The 26325-nt window shown below is 71.4% G+C and carries 26 protein-coding genes; 14 read left to right on the top strand and 12 right to left on the bottom strand.

Annotated elements, in window-relative coordinates:
* Nucleotides 1–31: 31 nt before the first annotated feature.
* From sthA to O7605_RS24135, 5 genes are all read right to left on the bottom strand, one after another.
* Nucleotides 32–1435 (bottom strand): Si-specific NAD(P)(+) transhydrogenase, encoded by a 1404-nt coding sequence (sthA, locus tag O7605_RS24115; RefSeq protein ID WP_269741262.1) that lies wholly within the window; start codon nucleotides 1433–1435, stop codon nucleotides 32–34.
* A gap of 133 nt (nucleotides 1436–1568) precedes the next feature.
* The gene (locus O7605_RS24120) at nucleotides 1569–2537 is read right to left on the bottom strand and encodes an ATP-binding protein (protein WP_269741263.1); all 969 of its coding nucleotides are present in this window, start codon (nucleotides 2535–2537) and stop codon (nucleotides 1569–1571) included.
* 21 nt (nucleotides 2538–2558) lie between these two features.
* Complete coding sequence (locus O7605_RS24125) at nucleotides 2559–3704, bottom strand: LLM class flavin-dependent oxidoreductase (protein ID WP_269741264.1); 1146 nt, start codon at nucleotides 3702–3704, stop codon at nucleotides 2559–2561.
* Complete coding sequence (locus O7605_RS24130; protein WP_269741265.1) at nucleotides 3694–4086, bottom strand: SCO5389 family protein; 393 nt, start codon at nucleotides 4084–4086, stop codon at nucleotides 3694–3696. Before O7605_RS24130 ends, O7605_RS24125 begins: the two co-directional genes overlap by 11 nt.
* A 97-nt stretch (nucleotides 4087–4183) precedes the next feature.
* The gene (locus tag O7605_RS24135) at nucleotides 4184–5143 is read right to left on the bottom strand and encodes a TIGR03557 family F420-dependent LLM class oxidoreductase (RefSeq protein WP_269741266.1); all 960 of its coding nucleotides are present in this window, start codon (nucleotides 5141–5143) and stop codon (nucleotides 4184–4186) included.
* 199 nt (nucleotides 5144–5342) lie between these two features.
* On the opposite strand from O7605_RS24135, the gene O7605_RS24140 reads away from it, so the two are divergent.
* Nucleotides 5343–5501 carry a hypothetical protein gene (locus O7605_RS24140; RefSeq protein WP_269741267.1) on the top strand — a complete coding sequence of 53 codons (159 nt, stop codon included), beginning with the start codon at nucleotides 5343–5345 and terminating at the stop codon, nucleotides 5499–5501.
* Nucleotides 5502–5626: 125 nt separating this feature from the next.
* On the opposite strand, the gene O7605_RS24145 is transcribed toward O7605_RS24140, so the two are convergent.
* Together O7605_RS24145 and O7605_RS24150 are read right to left on the bottom strand one after the other, a co-directional pair.
* A complete protein-coding gene (locus O7605_RS24145) occupies nucleotides 5627–5920 on the bottom strand; it encodes a hypothetical protein (RefSeq protein ID WP_269741268.1) in 294 nt (97 codons plus the stop codon).
* Complete coding sequence (locus O7605_RS24150; RefSeq protein ID WP_269741269.1) at nucleotides 5893–6336, bottom strand: MerR family transcriptional regulator; 444 nt, start codon at nucleotides 6334–6336, stop codon at nucleotides 5893–5895. Before O7605_RS24150 ends, O7605_RS24145 begins: the two co-directional genes overlap by 28 nt.
* A gap of 435 nt (nucleotides 6337–6771) precedes the next feature.
* On the opposite strand from O7605_RS24150, the gene O7605_RS24155 reads away from it, so the two are divergent.
* The 4 genes from O7605_RS24155 (at nucleotide 6772) to O7605_RS24170 (ending at nucleotide 10347) form a co-directional block, all read left to right on the top strand.
* Complete coding sequence (locus O7605_RS24155; protein ID WP_269741270.1) at nucleotides 6772–7104, top strand: hypothetical protein; 333 nt, start codon at nucleotides 6772–6774, stop codon at nucleotides 7102–7104.
* Nucleotides 7105–7125: 21 nt separating this feature from the next.
* A complete protein-coding gene (locus O7605_RS24160) occupies nucleotides 7126–7488 on the top strand; it encodes a metalloregulator ArsR/SmtB family transcription factor (protein WP_269741271.1) in 363 nt (120 codons plus the stop codon).
* A complete protein-coding gene (locus O7605_RS24165; RefSeq protein ID WP_269741272.1) occupies nucleotides 7485–7982 on the top strand; it encodes an SRPBCC family protein in 498 nt (165 codons plus the stop codon). The genes O7605_RS24160 and O7605_RS24165 overlap by 4 nt, the downstream gene beginning before the upstream one ends.
* A gap of 103 nt (nucleotides 7983–8085) precedes the next feature.
* On the top strand, nucleotides 8086–10347 hold the full coding sequence (locus O7605_RS24170) for a catalase (RefSeq protein ID WP_269741273.1): 2262 nt from the start codon (nucleotides 8086–8088) through the stop codon (nucleotides 10345–10347).
* 131 nt (nucleotides 10348–10478) lie between these two features.
* Here the strand turns inward: O7605_RS24170 and O7605_RS24175 are convergent, their stop codons facing one another.
* The 5 genes from O7605_RS24175 to O7605_RS24195 all read right to left on the bottom strand — a co-directional run bounded on the left by O7605_RS24175 (nucleotide 10479) and on the right by O7605_RS24195 (nucleotide 18050).
* Nucleotides 10479–13112: a DUF6493 family protein gene (locus tag O7605_RS24175; RefSeq protein WP_269741274.1), complete on the bottom strand. Its 2634-nt coding sequence runs from the start codon at nucleotides 13110–13112 to the stop codon at nucleotides 10479–10481.
* Nucleotides 13109–14446: an SWIM zinc finger family protein gene (locus O7605_RS24180; protein ID WP_269741275.1), complete on the bottom strand. Its 1338-nt coding sequence runs from the start codon at nucleotides 14444–14446 to the stop codon at nucleotides 13109–13111. Before O7605_RS24180 ends, O7605_RS24175 begins: the two co-directional genes overlap by 4 nt.
* Nucleotides 14447–14499: 53 nt before the next feature.
* Nucleotides 14500–15726, bottom strand: coding sequence for a multidrug effflux MFS transporter (locus O7605_RS24185; RefSeq protein ID WP_443084004.1), 1227 nt, complete (start codon nucleotides 15724–15726; stop codon nucleotides 14500–14502).
* Between the two features lie 288 nt (nucleotides 15727–16014).
* A complete protein-coding gene (locus O7605_RS24190; protein WP_269741277.1) occupies nucleotides 16015–17700 on the bottom strand; it encodes a sodium:solute symporter family protein in 1686 nt (561 codons plus the stop codon).
* Nucleotides 17697–18050 (bottom strand): DUF4212 domain-containing protein, encoded by a 354-nt coding sequence (locus O7605_RS24195; protein WP_269741278.1) that lies wholly within the window; start codon nucleotides 18048–18050, stop codon nucleotides 17697–17699. Before O7605_RS24195 ends, O7605_RS24190 begins: the two co-directional genes overlap by 4 nt.
* A 394-nt stretch (nucleotides 18051–18444) precedes the next feature.
* Between O7605_RS24195 and O7605_RS24200 the strand changes: the two genes are divergently transcribed.
* The 9 genes from O7605_RS24200 to O7605_RS24240 all read left to right on the top strand — a co-directional run bounded on the left by O7605_RS24200 (nucleotide 18445) and on the right by O7605_RS24240 (nucleotide 26218).
* The gene (locus O7605_RS24200) at nucleotides 18445–18858 is read left to right on the top strand and encodes a hypothetical protein (protein WP_093402168.1); all 414 of its coding nucleotides are present in this window, start codon (nucleotides 18445–18447) and stop codon (nucleotides 18856–18858) included.
* A gap of 175 nt (nucleotides 18859–19033) precedes the next feature.
* A complete protein-coding gene (locus O7605_RS24205; protein ID WP_269741279.1) occupies nucleotides 19034–19654 on the top strand; it encodes a hypothetical protein in 621 nt (206 codons plus the stop codon).
* Between the two features lie 87 nt (nucleotides 19655–19741).
* On the top strand, nucleotides 19742–20251 hold the full coding sequence (locus O7605_RS24210) for a sigma-70 family RNA polymerase sigma factor (protein WP_269741280.1): 510 nt from the start codon (nucleotides 19742–19744) through the stop codon (nucleotides 20249–20251).
* Nucleotides 20251–21000, top strand: coding sequence for a hypothetical protein (locus tag O7605_RS24215; protein WP_269741281.1), 750 nt, complete (start codon nucleotides 20251–20253; stop codon nucleotides 20998–21000). The genes O7605_RS24210 and O7605_RS24215 overlap by 1 nt, the downstream gene beginning before the upstream one ends.
* 222 nt (nucleotides 21001–21222) lie before the next feature.
* A complete protein-coding gene (locus O7605_RS24220) occupies nucleotides 21223–21984 on the top strand; it encodes a DeoR/GlpR family DNA-binding transcription regulator (RefSeq protein WP_269741282.1) in 762 nt (253 codons plus the stop codon).
* Nucleotides 21985–22039: 55 nt separating this feature from the next.
* Nucleotides 22040–23407 (top strand): ABC transporter substrate-binding protein, encoded by a 1368-nt coding sequence (locus tag O7605_RS24225; RefSeq protein WP_269741283.1) that lies wholly within the window; start codon nucleotides 22040–22042, stop codon nucleotides 23405–23407.
* Nucleotides 23408–23463: 56 nt separating this feature from the next.
* Nucleotides 23464–24396: a carbohydrate ABC transporter permease gene (locus O7605_RS24230; protein WP_269741284.1), complete on the top strand. Its 933-nt coding sequence runs from the start codon at nucleotides 23464–23466 to the stop codon at nucleotides 24394–24396.
* Nucleotides 24393–25235, top strand: coding sequence for a carbohydrate ABC transporter permease (locus O7605_RS24235; RefSeq protein ID WP_269741285.1), 843 nt, complete (start codon nucleotides 24393–24395; stop codon nucleotides 25233–25235). The genes O7605_RS24230 and O7605_RS24235 overlap by 4 nt, the downstream gene beginning before the upstream one ends.
* Nucleotides 25232–26218, top strand: a complete 987-nt coding sequence (locus O7605_RS24240; protein ID WP_269741286.1) for a zinc-dependent alcohol dehydrogenase family protein — start codon at nucleotides 25232–25234, stop codon at nucleotides 26216–26218. Before O7605_RS24235 ends, O7605_RS24240 begins: the two co-directional genes overlap by 4 nt.
* The last annotated feature ends 107 nt before the right edge of the window (nucleotides 26219–26325 follow it).

Raw genomic sequence — 26325 nt, forward strand, 5'->3', positions numbered from 1 at the left:
TCGGACCCCCGGCCGGCGCCGTCGCGTCCCGTCAGCCGTCGATCCGGGTGATGTTGCGGATCTTGTTGGAGGCGTCCAGGGCGGCCACCTTGTACGCCTCGGCCAGCGTCGGGTAGTTGAACACCGTGTCGACCAGGTAGTCCACCGTGCCGCCGCAGCCCATCACCGTCTGCCCGATGTGCACGATCTCGGTGGCGCCGGTGCCGAAGACGTGCACGCCGAGCAGCCGGCCGTCCTCCGGCGAGACGAGCAGCTTCAACATGCCGTACGAGTCACCCACGATCTGGCCGCGCGCCAGCTCGCGGTAGCGGGCGATGCCCACCTCGAACGGCGTCGCGCTGTCGGTCAACTCCTCCTCGGTCTTCCCGACGAAGCTGATCTCCGGGATGGTGTAGATGCCGATGGGCTGCAACTCGTGCATCGGGCGGTCCGGCTCGCCGCAGGCGTGCTGCGCGGCCAACCGCCCCTGCTCCATCGACGTCGAGGCCAGCGCCGGGAAACCGATGACGTCGCCGACGGCGTAGATGTTCCCCACGGCGGTGCGGTAGTTGGCGTCGACCTCGATGCGACCGCGTCGGTCCGCGGTCAACCCCGCCGCGGCCAGGTCCAGCCCGTCGGTCTGGCCCTGCCGGCCGGCCGAGTACATGACCGTGTCGGCGACGATCTTCTTGCCGCTCTTGAGGACGCACAGCGCGGCGGTCTGGTGCTTCTCGACCGAGGCCACCTCCTCGCCGAAGCGGAACGTCACGGACAGGTCCCGCAGGTGGTACTTCAACGACTCGACGACCTCCTCGTCGCAGAAGTCGAGCATCCGCTCGCGTCGTTCGACCACGGTGACCTTCGTGCCGAGCGCGGCGAACATCGAGGCGTACTCCATGCCGATCACGCCGGCGCCGACCACGACCATGCTGCGGGGTACGGCCTGCAGGTTGATGACGCCGTCGGAGTCCACGATGGTCCGGTCGTCGAAGTCGACGCTCTCCGGGCGCGCCGGCCGGGTGCCGGCGGCGATGATGGCCTTGTCGAAGGTGACCTTGGACTCGCGTCCCGAATCGCCGTCGACCCAGACCGAGTGGGCGTCGGCGAACCGCCCGGTGCCGGTGATGATCGCGACCCGGTTGCGGGCCAGCTGGTTACGGATGACGTCGGTCTGCCGGTTGATGACGTGCTGGGTCCGGGCGGCCAGATCGCTGACCGTGATCTCGTCCTTGACCCGGTAGCTGCTGCCGTAGAGGTCCCGCTGGCTGAGGCCGGTCAGGTAGAGCACCGCCTCGCGGAGGGTCTTGGACGGCACGGTGCCGGTGTTGATGCACACCCCGCCGAGCATGTCGCGCCGTTCCACCAGGCCGACCCGCCGGCCGAGCTTCGCCGCGGCGATGGCGGCCTTCTGACCGCTGGGCCCGGAGCCCAGCACCAACAGGTCGTAGTCATACACGATCACCAGCGTCGCAAGATGTCGCGGCCAGCACCAGACCCGTCGCGTACCCGGCAGGTGACGTTAACCAGGTTGGAACAAACACGGTGCCGCTGCCGGGCACCTGGCCCGGCGGCGCACCGTCGTCGACCGTTCAGCCGGCCGTGGTGCCGGCGAGCGCGGCCGGTCCCATCTGGAAGTCCGGGTCGATCTGCGTGGTGAGATCCACCCCGGTGCGCTCGTTGGCCCAGGCCCCGGCGTTGCGCCGGTGGAACTCGTGGGCCCACCGGGTGAACGCCGCCCAGTCCTGCGTGGTGCCGTCGACGGCGTCGGTCATCAGGCCCAGCACCGCGCGGTTGGCGTTCTCGAGGTCGTGCAGCGGGCCGACCGTGCCACGCTCGGCGCGGCGCACGTAGGCCGATCGGCTCATCCAGGCGAGCAGGTCCGCGCCGACGTGTTCGTGGAGGAACGCCACATCGGCGGCGTCCTCGACCTTGTTGCCGATCACCGACAGGGCCACCCCGTAGTCGCGGGCGTAGCCGGCGTACTGCCGGTAGACGCTGACGCTGCGCACCGTCGGTTCGCAGACCAGGAAGGTGCGGTCGAAGCGGGTGAACAGTCCCGAGGCGAACGAGTCGGCACCGGCGGTCATGTCCACCACGACGTACTCGCCGGGCCCGTCGAGCAGGTGGTTCAGCAGCAACTCCACCGCGCCGACCTTGGCGTGGTAGCAGGCCACCCCCAGATCCTCGGCGCTGAACTCGCCGGTCGCCGCCAGCCGGACGTCGCCGACGGCGGTCACGCACTCGGCCCAGATCGGGTTCTCCTCCGCCACCCGCAGCAGCCGGGAACCCCGTCCGGGCGGGGTGGTCTTCACCATCTGCGTCGCCGAAACGATGCGCGGGTTGTCGCCGCGCAGGTACTCCTTGATCGCCGGCAGGTGTTCACTCAACGGTCGCGCCGCGCTCACGGCGCCCGGACCACCCAGGGCCACCGCGAGGTGCTGGTTGATGTCGGCGTCGATGGCCAGCACCGGATGCCCCTCGGCGGTGAGCTGGCGGGCGTGGAGCGCGGCGAGGGTGGTCTTGCCACTGCCACCCTTGCCGACGAAGGCGATCTTCATCGGCACCCCTCCACCCAGTTGCTAACGGTAACCGTTTCCATGAGAGGCATGGTAGCGGGCCATCGCGTCGCCCGACGCCGAACCCGCCTGACTCGCCGGCATCGGTGTGTCCCGCCCGTCATCGCCGACCGGTGCGAGATCGAGCACGTCGGTGGCCAGCCGGCGGATGTTGGCCACGCCGACCTCGGGGCCGCCGCCGGCCTCCACCATGAACAGCAGGTGGCGTACGCCGGGCAGCGCCGCCGCCCGCGCGACCGCCTGTCGGCAGCGGTCCGGCGCGCCCACCGGATGGATGTCGATCAGATGCTCGACGTAGCCGGCCGGATCCCGTGGTCCGGCCGGTGCGCCGTCCAGTCGGACGTACTCCCGGGTGCCGGCCAGCAGTGGGGGAAGTCCGCTGCCGACCAGCCGGGCCGCTTCCGCGTCCGTCTCCGCCACCTGGGCGAGATGGGCGCTGGCATGCTCGATGTCGGCGGGATCCTGCCCGTGCGCCTCGGCCTCCCTGGCGTAGCGGTCGAGCAGTTCGACCTTCTCGCCGAGATCGGCGTGCAGGCCGAGCAGCAGCGGCAGGCCGTGCCGGGCGGCGAGATCGACCGTGCCGGTCGAGGTCGCCGCGACCCAGACCGGCAGCCGCCGGCGTGGTCGCGGCACCACCGGGACCGCGCGAAACGGGAAGCGGTGGTTCCCGGCCACCTCCGGTCGCCCGGACAGCCACCTGGTCAACAGCTCCAGCGAGTCGTGGAACCCGTGCGTGAACCGCTCCGTCCCGGTGCCGAAGACCTCCAGATCCACCCAGGGGCCACCCCGGCCGACGCCGAGCCGGAACCGGCCGCCGGACAGCTCGTGCAGCAGCGCCGCCTCCTCACCCAACGCCACCGGGTGCCGGTTGGACAGGATGCACGCGGCGGTGCCCACCGTGATGCGGCGGGTGGCCCCGAGCAGGTGCGCGGCGAAGGTGGTCGCCGACGGGCAGACACCGTAGGAGATGAAGTGGTGCTCGGCGATCCACACTCCGGCGAACCCGGCGGCCTCGGCCGCGTGGCCGTAGTGGTGGGCGGTGAGCAGTGCCTCGGTGTGCGAGTCGCCGGGGCGTTGCCCGGCGAGCAGGAACAGGTGCGCGCGTACGCCCCGACCGGCCCGCCGGGCTCCGCTGGAATCAACAGTCACGCAGCTCGGGGGACTGGTTGAGCAGCTGGCCCCGCGTCGAGGTGAACCGGCGGTAGGTGTCGGAATCGACGGCGGACAGTCGGAACGCCGCGATCCGGTGGCAGTTCTGGAAGGCGAGTTTGACGCCGAAGTGACGCTCCAGGCTGGACCGGATGGCGTCACTGGCCAGGGCGCGCAACAGCTGGCCCCGCTCCGCCTCGCTTGGCGGCGGCACCTGGTTGTCGGCGAACTCGGCGTCGGAGGACGCCAGCTCCGACGCCACCCGGCTGACCGTCTGCCAGGCGTAGGGCAGTGACTCGCGGACGCAGGCCACGAATGCCTCGTCGTCGACGGGGCCGGACTCGGCGGCCCGCAGCAGGCTCGGCGGCACGGTGAGAGACATGCTCCTCCTCGGCTAACGATCACGGTTGTCATTACCGCTACGTGCCGAGCACATCACGTCACTGTCGGCAGTGTCAATGCCGCCGCGCCGGACCCGGTCAGCCGAGGGCGCGCAACCGAACGGCGAGGGTGTCCTGGAAGAAGTCGAGGAAGCCGTCCGGGTCCGGGCCGGCGTTCTGCAGCACCACGTGGTCGAAGCCCGCGTCGACGTAGGTCCGCACCGCCTCGACGTGCACGTCCGGGTCGGGGCCGACGGCGAACTGCTGGCGGATGTCGTCCTCGGTGACGGTGCGCGAGGCCGCGTCGAAGTTCACCGGGTTCGGCAGTTCGCTCATCACCTTCCAACCGGTGACCGACCAGCGGCTGGTCTGCCAGGCCGCCTGCACGGCCTGCGCCTCGTCGGGTGCCCAGGCCAGCGGGACCTCGGCGTAGCGGGGGCCCTGTCCGCCGAGCCGCTGGTAGGTCTGCACCAGGTCGGCCTCGGGTTCGGTGGCGAACAGGCCGTCACCGAGTTCCGCGGCGATGGTCGCGGACACCTCTCCACTGGCGGCGACGGCGATGACGGGCAGCTCCTCCGGGAGGTCGAACACCCGGGCGTCGTCCAACTGGAGATGCTTGCCCTCGTACGAGTGGTAGCCGCCGGACCAGAGCAGCCGGATGATCTCCAGTGCCTCGCGGAGCCGCTCGTGCCGTCCCCGTGCTCCCGGGAAGCCCTGGCCGACCACGTGCTCGTTGAGGCGCTCGCCCGCACCGACGCCGAGGGTGAACCGGTTGTCGGAGACCAGGGCGAGCGTGGCGGCGGCCTGCGCGATGATCGCCGGGTGGTACCGCACGCTCGGGCAGGTGACCCCGGTCGCCAGTTCGATCCGGTCGGTCCGGGCGGCGATCGCCCCGAGCACCGTCCAGGTGAACGACGAGTGACCCTGGCTGTCCAGCCAGGGGTGGAAGTGGTCGCTCATCTCGACGAAGTCGAACCCCACCTGCTCGGCGCGTACCGCCTGCCGGATGATCTCGTTCGGCCCGAAGCCCTCACTGGACAGCTTGTATCCGATCCGCATCAGCTCTCCCGATCATGAACTCAGTCCGTCTCTGCCACTTTTGCACTAGTAAGCCCGTTTCGTAGGAGGAAATCCGGCGAGCGCCGCTGCCGTTTGTCGGCCACCGGCCCGGGAATCCTCGGCCAGATGCGGTGCGGAGGGGCGACGGCTCCGGTGCGGAGGCGGCGTCCGTCAGGCACCCGACTACGGGGAGGTCGACATGGGTGACCAGCAGAAGCTGCACGACCTGCGGCAGCAGGCCCACGACGCGGGCATCGAGGGCAACTCCAAGATGACCGAGGACCAGCTACGTGATGCGCTGCGGCGGGTCGGCAAGGGTGAGCAGCCGCAGATGGCCAAGCATCAGGCCAAGCGCTGAGGCAAACGGTGGTGGGTGGCGTCGGGGTGGATGCCGCCCCACCGTCCGTCGGCGACCCGGGTGCGTGCCTCCTCGTCGTTGGCGTGACGACACCGGCACGGTCGCGCATCGACAACCCCGGGACCTCAACCGGCCAAACGCTGGACCGGGATCTCCAGCACGATGGCGTTCATGCCGTCACCGTCGACGACATGGTCCTCCGTGGTGGGGCCGACGGGCGAGAGGCGGTGCCGGCACAACCAGTCGAAGAGGTCCCGCCCGGCGCGGGCCACACCACACCCCGGTGGCACGACCGCCCGGACGACGGTGCGGGCCGGCAGGGTGAGCGTCGTGCCCCGCACGTCGGTCACGGCGACCGTGAAGGCGCCGGAAGGGGCACCGGACAGCCAGGTCACCAGGGTGGCCGGCGCAGCGTACACAGCGCCGCCACCTCGACCGCGTCGGCCACCTCCACGCGGCGTACGCGTAGCTGTCGCGGAGCCACGCGGGCCCGTTGGGGCAACAGTGGGCTGTCCGTCGCGAGCCGGTCCTCGACCGCGGCCACCGTCTCGACCATGGTGGCGATGTCGCGGCGCAGGGCCGTCACCGTCTCGGCCAACGCCTGACGCAGCTGTGCGTCGGGTGCGTCCGACAGCTCGGCGATCCGGCGCAGCGACAGGCCCAGTCGTTGCAGGCCCCTGATGTGTTCCAGCCGGGTCAGCTCGGGCACGCCGTACCACCGGTAGCCGGTGGTCGCATCGACCGCCGCAGGTCGCAGCAACCCGACCTTGTCGTAGTGGCGCAGGGTGCGCTCCGACACCCCGGACATCCGTGCCAGCTCACCGATGCGCCACACCGGTCCTCCTCGTGGCTTGACCTTGCCTCTGCGACAAGGTTCTAGCGTCGGCGCCCATGAGATGGGCTCACCAGATCGATCCGGCCCGGCTGACCGGTGCCCTGCTGCTGACCTCTTTGCTGACCATGGTTGCCGGTGCGGCCGTCGCCGTGCCATCCGGACTGACCCTGAATCCGGCCGAGCCGGCGGCCACGCTGTCCGCCGTGCACGCCCGGGCCGGACTGCACCTGACCGAGTTGGCCCTCGACGTCGTCGGGTGGCTCGCGCTGACCGGCGCGGCCCTCTCGGCGTTGGCCGCCATCGTCCGCACCGGGCAGCACCTGGCGGTGCTGCCGGCCGGACTGCTGGCCGCGGCTGGCCCTGGCCGGTCTGCTGCACGACGCGGGGAACCTGGCCGTCACCCAGCTGTCCGCCGATCGCACCGATCCGTCGGTCGTGGCCGCGGCCGGGGCGATCCTGCTGACCGCCAAGTGGACCGTCAATCTGGCCGGGCTGCTCTGGGTCGCCGCCACGGCAACCGCCGTGGTCTGCGTACCGATGCCGGCCGGGCTGCGGCGCGTCGGTGCCTTCACCGCCATGGTCGGCCTCGCCGCGGTGATGCTGCCCTGGACCACGGGTGTGGCCGGGCCGTCGGCGACGCTGGAGCAGTTCGGCTACCTCCTGCACCTGCCGCTCATGATCTGGTACGGAACGCTGGGCTGGCGCCTGCGCAACGGTGGGTGGTCCGGCCACTGCCGCCCGGGGTGCCCAGCGCGAGCGAAAGCGTAACTGATGGGTTACGCTTTGGCCGTGGACGACGTGGCCGCCGCGATCGCGGACCCGGTGCGGCGGCGCATCCTCGAACTGCTGCGGGAGCGTCGGCTGCCGGCCGGGCGGATCGCCGAGGAGTTCGAGATCAGCCGGCCCGCGATCAGCCGACACCTGCGCGTACTGCGCGACTGTGGCCTGGTCCGCGACACCGTCGTCGGCCGCCGGCGACTCTACGAACTGGATCCGACCCGGCTCGCCGAGCTGAGCCGGTGGCTGACCCCGTTCACCCGGACCGACCTCTGGGAACGTCACCTCGACGCCCTGGAGACCGAGGTCTACCGTGCCCGCCGCGACCGCCGTACCGGCGACTCGCCATCCGCCACTCAGGAGCGCACCGCATGACCCGAATCCCGACCGGCCGACTCTTCGGCGCCGAGGACGGCGTCGACCTGGTCCTCACTCGCACCTTCCCGGCTCCGATCGACGACGTGTGGGCCAGCCTCACCGAGCCGGAACGCACGGCCCGATGGTTCGGGCCCTGGAAGGGTGACGCCGCGCCCGGCCGCACCGTCCGGGTCCAGATGGCCATGGAGGAGGACGCGCCCTGGTCCGACCTGCGGATCGATGCGTGTGAGCCGCCCCGGCGGCTGGCCGTGTCCATGCGCGACGAGTACGGCCACTGGGTGCTGGAACTGCTGCTGACCTCGCACGGCGAGCGCACCGAGCTGCGCTTCGTCCAGCATCTCGACGACGCCACCGGCATCGGCGAGGTCGGGCCGGGCTGGGAGTACTACCTCGACTGTCTGGTGGCCGCCCGCGACGACACGGCGCTGCCGTCGTTCGACGACTACCACCCGCCGATGAAGGCGTACTACGAGCAGCTCCGGCCGGAGTGACGGAAGATACCTATATCCGTGCCATTCGTTCCGTTTTGCTCGGTCCACCCCGGGTACCGCCCTGGTCATCTGGCTCTCGTGCCCCAGGGAGGTACCCGTCGAGATGAACGCCCGCAACCCCGCCGAGGCGGTAAGGAATGTCGTGGAAGCCGCGGCGGAGAAGGTGACCGACGCCGGCACCCCGCAGGTGCCCGGTGCGCCGGGCAGCGCACCGCCGCCAGGCGACGAGCCGACCACACCACACGAACCGCTGCCGCCGAAGCCCGAGCAGGGCGCCCCGCAGACCCGTACGCCGACCGGCGCCGAGACCGGCGCGCCGGCCACCGCCAACGGCCAGCAGGGTGCCTTCCTCACCACCGCACAGGGTGCCCGGCTACGGGACACCGACCACTCCCTCAAGGCCGGCCCGCGCGGGCCTGTCCTGCTGCAGGACCACCACCTGCGGGAGAAGATCACCCACTTCGACCACGAGCGCATCCCCGAGCGGGTGGTGCACGCCCGTGGCGCGGGCGCCCACGGCGAGTTCACCGCCTACGGCACCGCCGAGGCCGTCACCCGGGCGGGCTTCCTGGCCAAGGGCCGGACCACCGAGGTCTTCGTCCGCTTCTCCACGGTGCTCGGTTCCCGGGGCTCGGCCGACACCGTCCGCGACACCCGGGGCTTCGCCACCAAGTTCTACACCGACGAGGGCACCTTCGACCTGGTCGGCAACAACATGCCGGTCTTCTTCATCCAGGACGCCATCAAGTTCCCCGACATCATCCACGCCGGCAAGCCGCACCCCGACCGGGAGATCCCGCAGGCCCAGAGCGCGCACGACACCTTCTGGGACTTCGTCTCGCTGCACACCGAGGCGCAGCACCACACCATGTGGAACATGTCCGACCGGGGCATCCCCCGCTCCTACCGGACGATGGAGGGCTTCGGTGTGCACACCTTCCGGCTGGTCAACGCCGCGGGTGAGACGGTGCTGGCCAAGTTCCACTGGAAGCCGAAGCTGGGCGTGCACTCGCTGACCTGGGAGGAGGCCCAGCTGCTCGGCGGCTTCGACCCGGACTTCCATCGGCGTGACCTCTACGACGCCATCGAGGCCGGCGCGTTCCCCGAGTGGGAACTCGGCCTCCAGGTCTTCCCCGACACGCCCGAGGAGACCTTCGCCGGCATCGACCTGCTCGACCCGACGAAGATCGTGCCGGAGGAACTGGCACCGGTGCAGCCGGTCGGCAAGCTCACCCTGAACCGCACTCCGACGAACTTCTTCGCCGAGACCGAGCAGGTCGCCTTCCACGTGGGGCACCTGCCGCCGGGCATCGACGTCACGAACGACCCGCTGCTGCAGGGACGGCTCTTCTCGTACGTCGACACGCAGTTGACCCGGCTGGGCGGGCCGAACTTCGCCCAGATCCCGATCAACCGGCCGCACGCCCCGGTCAACGACATGCTGCGCGACGGCTTCCACCAGCAGGCCGTGCACGCGGGCGTGGCACCGTACCGGCCGAACTCCCTGGACGGTGGCAATCCTTTCCCGGCCGGCGACGACGACCACCCGTTCGTCGACGTGCCGGTGCAGGTCGCGCAGGCGCCCAAGGTACGCGCCAACCCCGCCTCGTTCGACGACCACTTCAGCCAGGTCCGCCTGTTCTGGCTCAGCATGTCCCCGGTCGAGCGGGAACACATCATCCGGGCGTACACCTTCGAGCTGGGCAAGTGCTACCACCAGGCGATCAAGGAACGACAGCTCCAGTGCCTGGCCAACATCGACCCGGTGCTCTGCGCCCAGGTGGCCACCGGCCTCGGTCTACCCGCGCCGGAGCCGACGGTGCCGTTGGCGGACGTCGAGCCCAGCCCGGCGCTGTCCCAGGTCGGGCGGCAGTGGCCGGCCGACGGCCGGATGGTCGGCATCGTCGTCGACCCCGAGGCCGACCTCGACAGCGTCCGGGCGGCCCGCGAGGCGGTCTTCGCCGCCGACATGGTCCCGCTGCTGATCGCGCCGCACGGCGGAACGATCGGTGACCTGCCCGCGCAACGGAGCTTCGCCACCGGCCGCTCGGTCGAACTCGACGCGCTCCTGCTCGCCTCGGCGCCCGCGCCGGCACCGGACGCGTTGCCGGCCCGGGACGCCAAGGCGGGCGCGGCCGGCTCGGCCACCGTCGACCCCCGGGTGCTGCTGATGGTGGAGGAGTGCTGGCGGCACGCCAAGGCCATCGGCGCGTGGGGGACCGGCGTCACGGTGCTGGACCAAGCCGGTGTCGCCGGCACACCCGGCGTGGTCACCGCCGACTCCGCCACCGACGTCCTGACCGCCGTCCAGCAGTTGATGGCCGACCACCGCGTCTGGCAGCGCTTCCCCGCGTCCGTCGCCTGACCCGGCTCCACGCCGTAAAGATCGTGGTCCGTGAGCGCCCCCAGGAGGGTGCTCACGGACCACGATTCACATTGTCCACGCTCGTGCCAGCGACCACGCTGGGCTCGGCAGGTCCGAGGCGTTCCGGGGCGTCACGCCTCGGCCAGCGCCTTGTGCAGGCGGCGGGCTTCGGTGACCAGGCGGCTCGATCCGCCCCGTCCGGCGACGTCGGCCAGGCCGGGTACCTCGATCCGGACGCCGGTCGCGGTGGCCGTCTCCGCTGCCAGGGTCAGCAGGTCCGGTACGCCACGCGGTGGCGTGGGCGCGGCCAGTACCGCCGGGAGCGCGGCGGCGAGCAGCCGCCACACGGTCAGCGGCGCGCCTGCCTGCGCCGCGTCGCGCAGCGGTTCGACGACCCGGGACAGCTTCACCAGTTGCCGGGCGGCCAGCGTGCCGAGTTGCTCCCCGGTGCCGGCGGCGTCGAAGTCAGCGGCGGCGGCGAGGGCGAGCAGCGCGTCCACCGTCGCCACCCGGTCCGGGCCGTGCCGGGCCGCGAGCCCGTAGGCCACCGCCAGGTCGAGAGCCACCCCGCCCGGGCCACCAACCTCCGCGAGCAGGGGCAGCACCGCCGCGCCGCCGCGCTCGTCCATGTCCGCGGCACCGGCGACCAGCGGCAGGGCGTACGCGGTGACCGCGCCCCGGTGGCTGGGCAGCAGCGACGGCCACAGGTGCACCCACCCGGAGTGGTCGCCGCCGAGTGGAGTGGCCGGCGCGGTCAGCAGCCCGTACCGGTCGACTGTGCCGGCCGGTGGTGTCAGGTCGACAAGGATCCGCTCGGCCGGCATGTACGCCCACTCCCAGTGGCGGTTGCCCCGGCGCGGGTCGCGGGTGACGGTGCGGGACCGGATGACCGGCTGGGGCAGGCCGCCGTCGCGCAGCCAGGCGGCGAGCCGTTGACCGGCTGCCGTGCCGAGCGCCGCCGCCTTCGCGGCGAGGCTCTCGTCGGCCTCGGTGGGTAGCCGCAGCAACGCCTGGGTGAGATCCCACTGCCCGGGCTCGCGGTCACCGAGCGCGGTGAGCCGTTCCAGGAGGGCCATCGGGTCGAGCAGGCCGTTGGTCGAGGTGGGCAGTGCCAGCAGGCCGGACTGTCCCGGCTCATTGAGGTACGCGCCGATCTCGGCCAGCCGGGCCCGCAACAGTCGGTGGACCGGTGGCACCTTGGGATCGGTGACCGCCAGCTCCGGTGTCGCGCCGGGTCGGTGTACCGCCGTCAGGAGTTTCTCCCACCGCTCCCGGCGCCGGTCGGTGCGGCTGACTCCGGCGCTGCGGAACACCTCGACCACCGTCTCGCAGAGACAGAGCGGATCCCACCGGTGTTCGTTGGCCCACGACCAGTGCCGCCGCTCGATCACCGGGTCGAGTGCGGCGCGTACCCGGGGCCCGTCGGCCGCGGTGAGCCGGACCAGCCCGTCGAGGATCCGCTCCAGGGGTGCCCCCTGGTACGGCGTGCCCAGCAGGGCGGCGACCTCCTCGGTCAACTCGTCCACGTCGTTGATCGGGTCGGGGGCCGGTGCGGGCGGCGCGGGCGGGGACAGGTCGTCGCCGCGTGGGCGGGTCAGCGCCGGGATGACCGGTGCCGGCGCGACACCGTGCCGGGCAGCCAGCGCCGCCGCCCGCTCCCGCAACTCCACCGCCGGATGGTCGCCGGCCACCGCGATCACCTCGCCGATCTCGGCGGCCCGGTCCCGGTGCCGGCGGGCGAGTTGGTCGAGCCAGGTGAGCTGGGTCCGGACAAGTGTCTTGTCGGGTCGGGTGAGCATCTGCCGGGCGGCGTCGAGGATCGACTCCAGCTCCAGCTCGGGCAGTTTCCGCAGCGTCTTCTGGGCCATGGTGGCCACCGGCGCGGGAGCGTCGACGAGCAGCCGCAGGTAGTCGGTGACCCGGGCGGTGACCTCGGCGGTGGTCGGCGCGAGCTGGTCGAGCAGGGTGGTGAAGGCGCGCAGCGCGGCGGGCCGGTCGCCGCGCAGCAGCCGACTGATCGAACCGTCGAGCAGCATCACCCGGTCGACCACCCCCTCGGTGGCGAGCTGGGCCAGGGCGGCCGGCAGGGCGGGCTGACCGTGCTCGTCCCAGTTGTAGTGGGGGGCGACGAACATCATCTGCACGCCGATGCCGTCGACCTCGAACAGCCGGGGCAGCATGGCGGCCAGGAACGGATCGTCGCGCAGCCGGTCGACCACCGGCGCCGGCTGGCCCTGGTGAAACCGGTCGGGGGCCTCGACCCCGGTCAACCACAGTTGCACGCACCGGTCGTCGGTGGGTGGTGCGCCACCCTCGGCGTGCAGCAGGGCGGCGACGAAATGCCACCGGCCGACCCAGGTGTCCTGACGGAACCGGGCGGCGATCCGGTGGGCCAGGTCGACGAGCCAGTCGATGCCCCGCTCCTGCGCCGCCCGACGGACCAGTTCGGCCGCGCGCCGACCGTGTGGGTTGACCGAGGGACGACCGAGGATCGCCGCGGCCTGAGCCGCGGTGGGCAGGCAGCCGACCACCGCGACCGCCAGGGCGGTCCCGGTGCCGGCCGACCACCAGGTCTCCCGGTCACGCTGCTTGAACCAGGCGGTCAGCTCGACGCCGATCTCCCGGCGGCGCTGCTCCGGCAAGCCCTCCAGCGCTGCCGCGACCGAATCGGCGTCACCGCTGCTCACCAGGTCGAACAGGTCGCTGGTGCCGCCGGCCGCCAACTCCCGGCGACGCCGTACCGTGCGCTGCTCCGGCCGCGTCACACTCGCTCCTCGACCCGCTCGGCGGCCAGCATCCGGGTGGCCAGGGCGTGTCGGCACGGCCCGCGTTGCCCCCGGTGTTTCGCCCACCAGGGGCAGGTGCAGGTAAGCCCGCCGTCGGGCAGCTGCCGGACCCGGTACACCTGGTCCCCGCTGCGTACCGTCGCTGCCGTGCCGTCGAGCTGCACCGCCCCGGCGTCGAGCAGCGCACGGGCACCGACCAACCGGGGGTTGTCCCGCTCGGCACGGCCGGCGTCATACGGCATCACCCGGTGGAAGTACGCCGCCTCGGCCACGTCGTAGCCGACCCGACCGGCGGTGCCGAGCTGGGCCAGTGCGCCCCGGACCCGCTCCGCGTCGATGCCGGCCTGCTCGGCCAGCCGGTCCGGCTCGATGGTCGGATCCCAGGAGAGCAGGGCGGAGATGAGGTCGGCGTCGTCGACGACATCGTCTCCGGCGAGCGCGGCGAGAGCGGCCCCCTCGCCGGAGAAACCCCGGTAGGGCTCGGGGGAGAGGGTCAGCGACAGCCGCAGCGCGCCGGTGTCCAGTTCCCAGACGCTCGGGGCCGGGGTGGCGCCGGGAGCCACCGTCGGCCCGTACACCCGGAGGGTTTTCGCGAAGCGCAGCATCGGTTGCAGCGCGACCAGCCGGCCGGCCCCGGCCAGGCAGACCGCTCCGGGGACGGGTCGGGAGGTCAGCCGCAGGGACCGGCCGGCCGGCACCACCCAGAGGACCGACCGTTCGCTGCCCCTGGGTAGCCTGCGCAGGAAGGCGCTGGCCTCGGCGGCCGGCAGCTCCGCCCGAGGCTCGAACCGGGCCGCGAGGACCTGCACCTCGGCGAAGCCGCGCAGCCAGCGCGCCGGCAGCGGCACCTTCTTCTCCACCACCGCGCCGTCCAGTGTGGAGACGGTCAGATCGTCGGGACCGACCGACAGGTGCAGCGGATCCAGACCACCGACCCGGGCCAGTGCCTCGCGCAGCGGGGTGTTCACGTCGACGTTCGTGGTGCCGTGCTCGGACACGTCACCGTCGAGCCCGGCGGGCAGCACGTCGAGCCGCGCGTACACCCCGCAGCAGCCGGAGAAGGACTCGAAGCGGAGCCGGTCGCGGCTGCCGGTGACCACCGGGTCGAGGCTGGCCGGGCTGACCGGCCGGTGGTAGCGGGTGCGGGCCACCTCGGCCACCGCCAGCAGACCCACCGCGGCTGCCTGACCAGTGGAGAGAAAACCGGTGAAGAAGCGGGGATTCGGCGCGGGACCGCCGCTGGTCTGCAGGGCGAGTGATCGCTGCGCGAGGGTGGAGGGGGCGAGATACCGGTACGTCTGGACTACGCTCACGCCGCCGCACGGTAGTGCAACCCACCGACACCGGAGCGCCGTGCCGAAAGTCCTCAGTGGGCGGCGACGGCCATAGCCTCCGCCGGCTCCGGCACGGCCAGCTGGTCGGGACGGACCACCACGACGAGCACGACCAGGGCCGAGACCATCCCGCCGGCGATCACCAGGGCCATCGCCACGGCACCGGTGCCGAGCACGCCCACCAGCGGAGCGGCCACCGCCCCGATGCCGAACTGCACCGCGCCGAGCAGAGCGGAGGCGGTGCCGGCCGCCTCGCCGTGCCGGGTCAGGGCCAGTGCGGGAGCGTTGGGCAGCGCCAGGCCGGCCGTCGCGAGCACCACCCAGAGCGACGCGAGCAGCGCCGGCAGGCCACCGGTGCCGGTCGCGGCGAGTCCGAGCAGCACCAGGCTGGCGGCCGAGCCGACGATCAGGGCGGTAACCAGGATCCGCTGCGGGGACCAGCGACGCAGCAGGCGTACGTTGCCCTGGGTGGCCGCGATCAGTCCCACCGCGCCGGCACCGAACGCCAGCCCGAACTGCTGCTCGTCGAGCCCGTACCGCTCCTGCAGGACGAACGAGGAGCCGCCGACGTAGGCGAACAGGGCCGCCATGGCCAGCCCGGCCACCAGCACCAGCCCGACGAAGGCGCGGTCACGCAGCAGCGAGCCGTAGAGCCGGACGGTGGGCCGCACACCGCCGCGCTGGCGCCGCAGCGGCGGCAACGTCTCCGGCAGGCCGAGCATCGCGATCAGCAGCAGCAGTACGCCGAAGACCGCGAGGGCGGCGAACACCCCGCGCCACTGCGTCCACCGCAGCAACTCGCTGCCCAGGGTCGGCGCGAGGATCGGAGCGGCGCCCATCACCAGCAACAGGCGGGACAGCAGTTGGGCGAAGGCCGTGCCGCTGAACAGGTCCCGGACCACGGCCATGGCGATGACCGCGGCCGCGGCCGCACCCAGGCCCTGGACCACCCGCAGCGCGCCGAGCACGGTGATGTTCGGGGCGAGGGCGCAGCACACGGACGCCGCGATGTGCAGCGCCGTGCCGGCGATCAGCGGCGCCCGCCGGCCGACGGCGTCGGAGAGCGGGCCGATCAGCAGTTGTCCGAGGGCTAGGCCGATGAGCGTGCCGGTGAGGGTCAGTTGGACCGCCGCCGAGGTGGTGCCGAGGTCGTCGACGATCGAGGGCAGCGCGGGAAGGTACATGTCGATGGTCAGCGGACCCACCGCGATCAGTGAGCCGAGGACGAGGATGAGGCGCAGGCGCTGGCGGCGGCTCATCAGGTCGCCCGGCATCAGCGTGGCCGGTGGTGCGGCGGTGTCGACGCCGCTCACCGGAGGACCTCCCGCCGGCCGGAGGACGGGGCGGGACGTGGTGCGATGCTCATACCTGGCTGCAACCCGCCTGCGGTGTGCTGATTCCCGCTTGATCCAGAGGTAAGCCAGCTCACACCTTCGGCCCGCTCGTCGGACCGACGGAACGGGCCGCCGCCTACGGCCCACGGCCGGTCGCCGGCCCCAACGTCGATGGCGGGACCGGCGACCGGTGGTTCTCGGTACGGAGGTGGGTCAGGCGGCTTCGGTGGCGGTGCCGGCGGTCACCTCCCGCCGGGCGGCCGGGTAGCGGATGCTCTCCACCATCTCGACGATCTCGTCCGGCGGTGGCGCCGTCATCTTCGACACCACGACGGTGACGACGATGTTGACGATCGCACCGATGGTGCCGATGCCCTCCGGGCTGATGTCGAAGATGTGCGGGTTGGCCGCGGTGCCGAACACCGGCAGCGTGTAGATCATGTAGCTGGCGGTTAACACCAGACCGGTCACCATGCCGGCCGCCGCGCCGGTGGCGTTACATCGTTTCCAGAAGATGCCGAGCACGATGGCCGGGAAGAAGGTCGACGCCGCCAGGCCGAAGGCGAAGGCGACCACCTGCGCCACGAACGCGGGCGGGTTGATGCCGGCGTAGATGGCGACCAGGACCGCCAGACCCATTGCGATCCGACCGGCGAGCAGTCGCTGCTTGTCGGTGGAGTCCCGCTTGACCCGACGGAAGTACAGGTCGTGCGAGAAGGACGACGAGATCACCAGCAGCAGTCCGGCCGCCGTGGACATCGCGGCGGCCATGCCGCCGGCCGCCACCAGGCCCACGATCGGTGCCGGCAGGCCGGCGATCTCGGGACTGGCGAGGACCAGGATGTCGTTGTTGACGATCAGGTCGGCGCCGGAGGTCGGGCTGTTGCTGACCGTGTTGATTGTCGTCGCGCCGTCGCTGACGGTGACCAGCCCGGTCGCCGCCCAGTTCTCGATCCACCTGGGCAGCGCGTCGGCGGACACCCCGTTGACGTCCTGGAGCAGGTTGAGCTTGGTGAAGGCGCCCACCGCGGGGGCGGTGGTGTAGAGCAGGGCGATGAAGAACAGCGCCCAGAACGCCGAGTACCGGGCACCGCGTACGGTCTTCGTCGTGTAGAAGCGGACGATGACGTGCGGCAGACCGGCCGTACCGATCATCAGCGCCATCGTCACCAGGAACACGTCGATCTGCGGCCGGGCCGCGAACGCCTCGGTGTACTGGTTCAACCCCATCTCGACGCTTATCGCGTTCAGCTCGTCGAGGATCTGGCCGAACGAGACCTGCGGAATCGGAATTCCGGTCATCTGCTGGGCGACCGCGAACGCGGGAATCAGGTAGGCGACGATCAGCACCGTGTACTGCGCCACCTGGGTCCAGGTGATGCCCTTCATGCCGCCGAGCACCGCGTAGAGGCCGATGATCACGGCGGCGAGGATGACGCCCTGGGTCACGTCCAGCTTCAGGAACCGGCTGAAGACGATGCCGCCACCGCGCATCTGGCCGACCACGTAGGTGAAGGAGATGATGATCGCGGCCACGGCGGCGATGGTGCGCACGGTCTCCGAGTACCGGTCACCGACGAACTCGGGCACCGTGAACTTGCCCCACTTGCGCAGGTAGGGGGCGATCAGCAGGGCCAGCAGCACGTAGCCGCCGGTCCAACCCATCAGGTAGATGGTGCCGTCGGAGCCGAGGAACGCGATCAGGCCGGCCATCGAGATGAACGACGCGGCCGACATCCAGTCGGCGGCCACCGCGGCACCGTTGGCGATGGTGGGGATGCCCTGTCCGGCGACGTAGAAGCCGGCGGTCTCCTTCACCCGGCTGCGCCAGGCGATGTAGAGGTAGACGGCGAAGGAGCCGACGATGAAGACGAGGGTCCAGATCTGGATCTGACTCATTTGTCAGCCCCCTCGGTCTCCTGCTCGTCCACGCCGAACTGGTTGTCGAGGCGATCCATCATCTTCGCGTACACGAAGATGAGAATGACAAAGACGTAGATCGATCCCTGCTGGGCGAACCAGAAGCCGAGCGGGAATCCGGCGATGACGATGTTGTTGAGCGGTTCGACAAGCAGAATTCCGAAGCCGAACGAGACGATGAACCAGACGGCCAGGAGAATCACCATGAGCCGCAGGTTGCGGCTCCAGTATTCCTTGCGCCAGCCGTTGTCCGGCGGCGACGCCGGTGGTGGTGCCGCCGGTGGCGGTTCACCGCCACGGGTCTCCTTGTCGGGGGTTACCTCGGTCATGTCTGGAGCCTCCTAGTCGGTATGGAACCGGTAGATCCGGCGAGGGGCCTGCGACACGGCGCCCGGTTGGTGGTGACGCGGTGCTGGTGCCGGGGCCCGACCCGCCCACCCGCGTCGCCGTACTGCTCGACGTGGCTGTGCGGTCGGTCACACCTGTGGTCTGCGAAGCGAACGTGACGCAGCCTGGCCAGGCAAGAGTTGATCCGGTCAGGTGCGGCTTCGGGTCGCTGAGCGGTCCGTTGGACTCCGCGAGCGGTCGAGCGGTCCGCACGGAGGTGGTGAATCGCCCCGTTTCGTGGTTTTCGCGGGCCCGGTCCGCCCGCCCACCGATCCCGCCCGACCGCTCACCGATCTGCCCGTTCGGTCAACGGCGCACAGCGCCTAACATCCGGACATGGCCGACACCGCATCCACCGCCGCCCCGGTTCGCCGGCGCGTCTTCCACGCCGGCAGTCTCGGCATGATCGTCGGCGGCGTGCTCGCGCTTGTCGGCTCGCTGCTGCCCTGGGTCATCACGCCGTTCGGGTCACTCTCCGGTGCGGCCGGTCCCGGTCTGTGGACGTTGAGCATGGCGTTCCTCGCCGTCGCCGGTGCCCTGCTGCCGTACCGCAAGGTGGCCATCGCGCACAGCCTGATCCCCGGGCTGGTCGTCGCCGCCATCGTCGGGTGGCAGGTGGCCCGCCTGATCAGCCTCAGCGCCAGCACCGGCGCCTGGGGGCAGCTGATGCCCGGTGTCGGTCTGGTCATGGCCGCCGGTGGCGCGGTGGTGCTGATCCGCACCGGCATGCGCCTGGTCAAGCTGAGCTGACCGCCGGTCCGCCGCGTCGACGGCGCTGCCCGGCCGGCCGCGTCGATCCCGCCGCACGAAGATCCGGCCGAGCCGTGAAACCTTCCGCCGCCCGTACGCGTCATCCCGCTGAATCGACCGAGGACCACCCGCCACCCGGCGGTCGGCCCCGGTGCTGAGCAGCTCGGGAGGAATCGTGTTGCTGGGTAGGTGGCTCGCCGCTGCGGGCCTGGTGGTGCTGACCGGTACCGCCGTAGGGGTGTACACCATGGGCCCGGCCGCCGGCGACGGGCCGGCCGGCGGAATGCCGGTGCCCGCCGACGGTCCGGGGGTGGCCACCACGCCACGACCCACGGCGACGGCAGACCCACTGTTGTCGGGCAAGCGCCGGGTCACCATCGTCCGGGTCGGCGCCTTCGAGTCGGGGCTGGCGCTGCTCGACGGTGGCCGGTTGGCGGAGGTGGACGACGACCGGGGCCGGCAGGTGTTCGTGCCGACGCCGGTGGGCTCGGGACAGTTCCTCGTCAAGGCCTACCGGAGTGGCGGCACCGGCCAGCCGGTCTGTTGGCAGGTACGCAACCCGGGCGACGGCCGGCCGCTGTACGTGCGGGGCGCCACGTGCCGGGCCGACGACCCGGCCCAGCGCTTCGAGATCACCGCCGTGACCGACGGTGGCCCCCGGGAGTACCTGATCAGCAACCGGTGGGCGTACCTGCGGGACTCCGCGCGATCCGGTCTGATCATGGAGGAGTTGGGGGACGCTCCTCCGGCGAGTAGCTTCCGGTTCACCGACACCGGACCGGCACCCAGCAGGTAGGACCCGCCTGGCGCCCCCGGTCCCGGCCCGGGGGCGTCCGTCGTCCGCCGGGCACGATCAGCAGCGACAGTACGGGTGGGAACGTGAGTGAAACGCGACGCTGAGGAGTTCGACGCGTTCTACGCGGCGTCGGCGCAGCGGGTGCTGGGCCACCTGGCGGCGATGACCGGCAGCCGGGCCGAGGCCGAGGACGCGGTGGCGGAGGCGTACGCCAGGGCCTGGGACCGCTGGGCGTCGGTACGGGAGTGCGACAGCCCGGAGGCATGGGTGCGCCGCGTCGCGTACCGGATCGCGGTGAGCGCGTGGCGCAAGACGGTCAACCGGTTCCGCGCCCACCGCCGGGAGATGGCGGGCCGACAGGTCGAGCCGACCTCGGTCGACCACGTGGCGGTGGTGTCGGCGCTGCGTCGCATCTCCGCCGAGCAGCGGCAGGTGGTGGTGCTGCACCACCTGGTCGGGCTCAGCGTGACCGAGATCGCGGCGGAGATCGGCAGCAACGTGAACACCGTCAAGACGCGGCTCGCCCGGGGACGCCGGGCCCTCGCCGTGCACCTGAGCGACGACGCGTACGAGATCACCGGCGGGGGGAGGCAGTGATGGGTGGTGAGCCGCAACTCGACGAGGCCCTGCGAGCGTTGGCCGGGCACGGCCGGCAGGGAAAGGTGCCGGCCGCTGCCGACATCCGCCGCCGGGGTGACCTTCGTCGTCGGCGCCGACGGGGCGGTACCGCCGCGCTGGGTGCCGTAATCGTCGGTCTGCTCGGTGCCGGCGTGGTCCTGGCCCGTCCCGCCGGGGACCCGGATTCACTACCGATCGGGCCGGCCGGCCCGACGGCGGCGTCGGCCAGTCCCGACCCGACCGGCACGTCCGGTCCGCCGGCCGGTCCGCAGAGCAACGACCCGTTGCTGTCGGGACGGCGGCAGGTGACGATGGTCCGGGCGGCCGAGCAGAGCGGCGGGCTCTCCCTGCTCGCCGACGGCCGCCTCGCCGAGGTCGACGGCGACGAGGGCCGTCAGCTGTTCGTCGTCACGCCCCAGGGCACCGACACCTACCTGATCCGGGTCGCCGAGCGGGGCGACGAACCGACCGACGTGTGCTGGGAGGTCCGGTCGTCGGGCAGCCAGCCGCTGCGGGTGGTCGGGGCCACCTGTGCGCCGCAGGAGCCGAGGCAGCAGTTCACCATCGTCCGGGACGGGCAACGCGGCGGCGAGCCGACGTACGCGATCAGCAGTCACTCGGCCTACCTGCAGAACTCGCCGACCCGTGGGCTGATCCTCGAGGAATTGGGTGACGCTGCCCTGACCACGCGTTTCCGGCTGGTCGACAACGGGGCCGCGCCGGAATGACCGGCCGGTGCCCGAGCGGGCAGCCCGGGTGCCGCTCGGGCAGAGCATGCCGCCAACCGGGCAACCCCTTTGCGGCGGTGTGCCGCTTATGGCGGTTACGGGTTGCCCGTTCGGCGGTGGAAACCGGTCACCAAATCCACGTGATTGGCCGGCAGGTGACCGGGGTCACCTGCCGTTAATCGGTGTTACAAAAAAGCACCCGAGCCGAACGGAGGTGTGCAGGTGGACGCGACGCAGCGCCGACAGCACATCCTGACCTTGGCTCGTCGTCAGGGTGACGTCGACGTGCGTAAGCTCGCCGCCGACCTGGCCGTGGCACCGGAAACCGTGCGACGCGACCTGAGCCTGCTCGCCCAGCAGGGGCTGGTGCGTCGCACCCACGGCGGGGCGTACCCGGTGGAGACGGCCCGCTTCGAGACGACCCTGGAGACCCGGGCCACCCGGATGGTCGTGGAGAAGCGACGGATCGCCGCAGCGGCGGTGGAACACCTCGGTGACGCCGAGTCGGTGTTCGTCGACGAGGGCTACACCCCGCAACTGATCGCCGAGGCGCTGCCCACCCACCGCCCACTGACGGTGGTGACCGCCTCCCTGCACACCGCGGCGGCGCTGGCCGCGTACCCGAGCCTCACCGTGCTCCTGCTCGGCGGTCGGGTCCGTGGCCGCACCCTGGCCACCGTCGACCACTGGGCCACCCGGATGCTCGCCGGCTTCGTCATCGACCTGGCCTACGTCGGGGCCAACGGCATCTCCCGCAAGCACGGGCTGACCACGCCCGACCCGGCGGTGGCCGCCGTGAAGGCCCAGGTGATGGCGGTGTCCCGGCGGGTGGTGTTCGCCGGGGTGCACACCAAGTTCGGTGGGCACAGCTTCTGCCGCTTCGCCGACGTCGCGGACGTCGACACCATCGTCACGGACACCGCACTGCCGGCGTCCGAGGCGCACCGCTACTCACTGCTCGGCCCGGTGGTGCTGCGCGTCTGAGCGCCGCCGTCCGACCCACCTTTCCCTCACCACCACACCACCATGGAGGTTCGCTGTGCCCGAAACACGAACTCCTCGTCGACGGCGTGGGCCGGCCGCCCTCGCCGCCCTCCTCGCCATCTCGTTGGTCTCCACCGCCTGTTCCGGAGCGGGCGGCGGCTCCTCCAGCGACGGCACCGCCATCACCGTGCTGATGGTCGGCAACCCGCAGATGGAGGACCTGGCCAAGGTCACCGCCGACAATTTCACCAGGGACACCGGCATCGAGGTGCGGTTCACCATCCTGCCGGAGAACGAGCTGCGCGACCGGGTCACCCAGGACGTCGCCACCCAGGGGGGCCAGTACGACGTGGCGACGATCGGGGCGTACGAGGCGCCGATCTGGGCGCAGAACGACTGGCTGCACGAACTCAGCTCGTACGCGGACGCCGACGCCGCGTACGACAAGGGTGACCTGCTGGAGCCCATGGTCGCCTCGCTCTCCGGCACCGACGGCAAGCTCTACGCGGCACCGTTCTACGGCGAGTCGTCGTTCCTGATGTACAACAAGGAACTCTTCGCCGCCGAGGGCCTGACCATGCCGGAGCGGCCGACCTGGCAGCAGGTGGCCGAATTCGCCGAACAGCTGGACGACGACGCGGCCGGCGTCTCCGGCATCTGCCTGCGCGGGCTGCCCGGCTGGGGTGAGCTGTTCGCCCCGCTGACCACGGTGGTGAACACCTTCGGCGGCACCTGGTTCGAGCAGGACTGGACGCCGAAGGTCGACGCACCCGAGTTCACCGCGGCGACCCGGTTCTACGTCGACCTGCTGCGCGAGCACGGCCAGCCCGGTGCCCCGCAGTCCGGCTTCACCGAGTGCCTCAACACCTTCGGCCAGGGCAAGGCGGCCATGTGGTACGACGCCACCTCCGCCGCCGGCACCCTGGAGGACCCCAACGCCAGCACCGTCGCCGGCAAGGTCGGCTACGCGTACGCGCCAGTCGACAAGACCGAATCCTCCGGCTGGCTGTGGGCGTGGGCCCTGGCCATGCCGAAGACCACCAAGAACGCCGACGCCGCCTGGAAGTTCATCTCCTGGGCCACCGGCAAGGAGTACGAGAAGCTGGTCGGCTCGTCACTCGGCTGGTCCCGGGTGCCGGCGGGCAAGCGTCAGTCCACCTACGAGATCGCCGAGTACCGGCAGTCCGCCGAGGCGTTCGCCGACATCACGCTGAAGTCCATCCAGGAGGCCGACCCGGTCAGCCCCGGGGTGCAACCGCGCCCCGCCCTCGGAGTGCAGTTCGTCGGCATCCCCGAGTTCGCCGACCTGGGAACGAAGGTGTCGCAGGAGGTGTCGGCCGCCATCGCCGGCCAGACCACCGTCGAAGAGGCGCTCGCCGACGGCCAGCGGTTGGCCGAGGAAGCCGCCAGCAACCACCGGTAGCCGCCCGCCGGGGCCGGTCGACCGACCGGCCCCGGCCCTGCCCCCGAGGCGGATCGATGACCACCACCAGCACCACCGGTGCGGACGCGCCCCCGCGACCGACCGTCCGTCCCACCCGCCCCGACCGGCGGCACCGCTGGGCCCGCCGGGCCCCGCTGCTGCCCGCCCTGGTCTTCGCCATCGTGGTGACGCAACTGCCCTTCCTGTTCACCCTCTACCTGTCCACCCAGAGCTGGAACGCGCTGCGGCCGGGCAGCCGCGAGTTCATCGGCCTGGCGAACTACGCGACCGTGCTCACCGACGGTCGACTGCGTGCCGCGCTGCTCAACACGGTGGTGCTCACCGCCTCGTCGGTGCTCGCCTCCGTGCTGCTCGGCCTCGGCCTGGCCATCCTGCTCGACCGCAAGTTCCCCGGCCGGGGGATCGTCCGCACCCTGCTCATCACCCCGTTCCTGGTGATGCCGATGGCGGCGGCGCTGCTGTGGAAACACGCGATCTACAACCCGTCCTACGGCCTGATCAACGGCATCCTCGGCGGCAGCACCGACTGGGTGTCGCAGTACCCGATGGTCTCCGTGGTCGCCGCGCTGGTCTGGCAGTGGACCCCGTTCATGATGCTGATCATCCTGGCCGGCCTGCAGAGCCAGTCCCTGGAGACGCTGGAGGCGGCCCGGGTCGACGGCGCCGGCCCGTGGCAGACCTTCACCCGGATCACCCTGCCCTACCTGCGGCCCTACCTCGAACTGGGTGCCCTGCTCGGCTCCATCTACCTGGTGCAGACCTTCGACGCGGTCTTCACCATCACCCAGGGCGGCCCGGGTCGGGCCACCACCAACCTGCCGTACGAGATCTACCTGACCACCTTCCGCAAGTTCGAGTACGGCGAGGCCGCCGCGGCCGGCGTCGTGGTGGTGATCGGCACCATCATCGTCGCCACCTTCGCGCTGCGGGTGATCTCCAGCCTGTTCCGGATGGAGGACGCACGATGACCCGTACCGCGAATCCGGCCCGGCGCAGCGCGGGCCGCACCGGGGCCGCGTGGACCGTGCTGGCGTGGCTGGCCGGGCTGCTGTTCTTCCTGCCGGTGGCCTGGATGGTGCTCACCGGCTTCAAACGCGAGGTCGACGCCGCCAGCAACCCACCGTCCTGGTTGTTCACCCCGGTGCTGGACGGCTACCGGCAGGTCTTCGACCGGGACATCACCCCGTACCTGCTCAACTCGGTGATGGCAAGCGTGCTGTCCACCCTGCTGGTGCTCGTACTGGCCACCCCGGCGGCGTACGCGTTGTCGATCCGGCCGGTCGAACGCTGGCGCGACGTGCTGTTCTTCTTCATCAGCACCAAGATGCTGCCGGTGGTCGCCGCGCTGCTGCCGATCTACCTGCTGGTGCAGGACCTCGGCATGCTGGACAACGTCTGGACCCTGATCGTGCTCTACACCGCCATGAACCTTCCGCTCGCGGTCTGGATGATGCGGTCGTTCCTGCTGGAGGTGCCGGCCGCGCTGATCGAGGCGGCGGCGATGGATGGTGCCGACCTGCTCGTCACCATCCGGCGGATCCTGCTGCCGATCGTGGCGCCCGGCCTGGCCGCGACCGCGTTGATCTGCTTCATCTTCAGCTGGAACGAGTTCTTCTTCGCGGTCAACCTGACCGCCACCCGGGCCGGCACCTCGCCGATCTTCCTGGTCGGCTTCATCACGTCCGAAGGGCTGTTCCTGGCCCGGCTCTGCGCGGCGGCGACAATCGTGTCGCTACCGGTCGTGCTGGCCGGCTGGATCGCCCAGAAACAACTCGTCCGAGGACTCTCCATGGGGGCGGTCAAGTGAAGGCAGCAGTCATCGTCACGCCGGGCCAGATCAGCGTCGAGTCGGTGCCGGACCCCACGCCCGGCCCCCGGGACGTGGTGGTCGAGGTCGCCGGATGCGGGATCTGCGGCACCGATCTGCACATCATGGACGGCGAGTTCGCGCCCGCGTACCCGATCGTGCCGGGCCACGAGTTCGCCGGCACCGTGGTCGCGGTGGGGCATGACGTCACCGAGGTGGTGGCCGGCGACCCGGTGGCCGTGGACCCGTCGCTGCACTGCGGCGAGTGCTACCAGTGTCGCCGGGCCCGGGGCAACCTCTGCGAACGCTGGAACGCCATCGGGGTCACCGTCTCCGGCGGGGCGGCCGAGTACGCGCTCGCCCCGGTCCGCAACTGCGTGGTGCTACCGTCCGGTGTGGCCCCGGCTGACGCCGCGCTCATCGAACCGCTCTCCTGCGCGGTACGCGGCTTCGACGTGCTGCCGCGCCGGCTGGCCGACCACTACCTCATCTACGGCGCCGGCACCATGGGCCTGATGATGTTGGAGCTGGCGAAACGCTGCGGTGCGGCGACCGTCAGCGTGGTCGACCCGAACCCCGTCCGGCTCGCCACGGCAGTCCAGCTGGGCTGCTCGGCCAGCGCCGCCAACGCCGACGAGCTGGACCGCCCGCGTGGCTGGGACGTCGTCATCGACTGCACCGGGGTCGAGGCCGCCATCGCCGACGGCCTGACCCGGGTCGCCCCCGCCGGTACCTTCCTCCAGTTCGGCGTCTCCGAGTACGCCACCCGGGTGCCGGTCGAGCCGTACCGCGTCTACAACAAGGAGATCACCGTCACCGGCTCGATGGCCGTCCTGCACAGCTTCGACCGCGCCGCCGAGCTGTTCGCGGCCGGCGTGCTGGACCCGCAGGTCTTCATCAGCCACCGCTTCCCCCTGGCCGCCTACGCCGACGCGATGTCACAGTTCCGCTCCGGCATCGGCCGCAAACTCCTCATCACCTGACTGTCCCCGCCACCCTGGGAACCTCGCCCCGACGGGGAAACAGGAAGCAGCAACATCGGCGATGTTGTCCCCTCACGGGCGCCCGAGACAGCAACATCGGGGAGCTT

Source organism: Verrucosispora sp. WMMA2121, from assembly GCF_027460185.1.
GTDB lineage: Bacteria > Actinomycetota > Actinomycetes > Mycobacteriales > Micromonosporaceae > Micromonospora > Micromonospora palythoicola.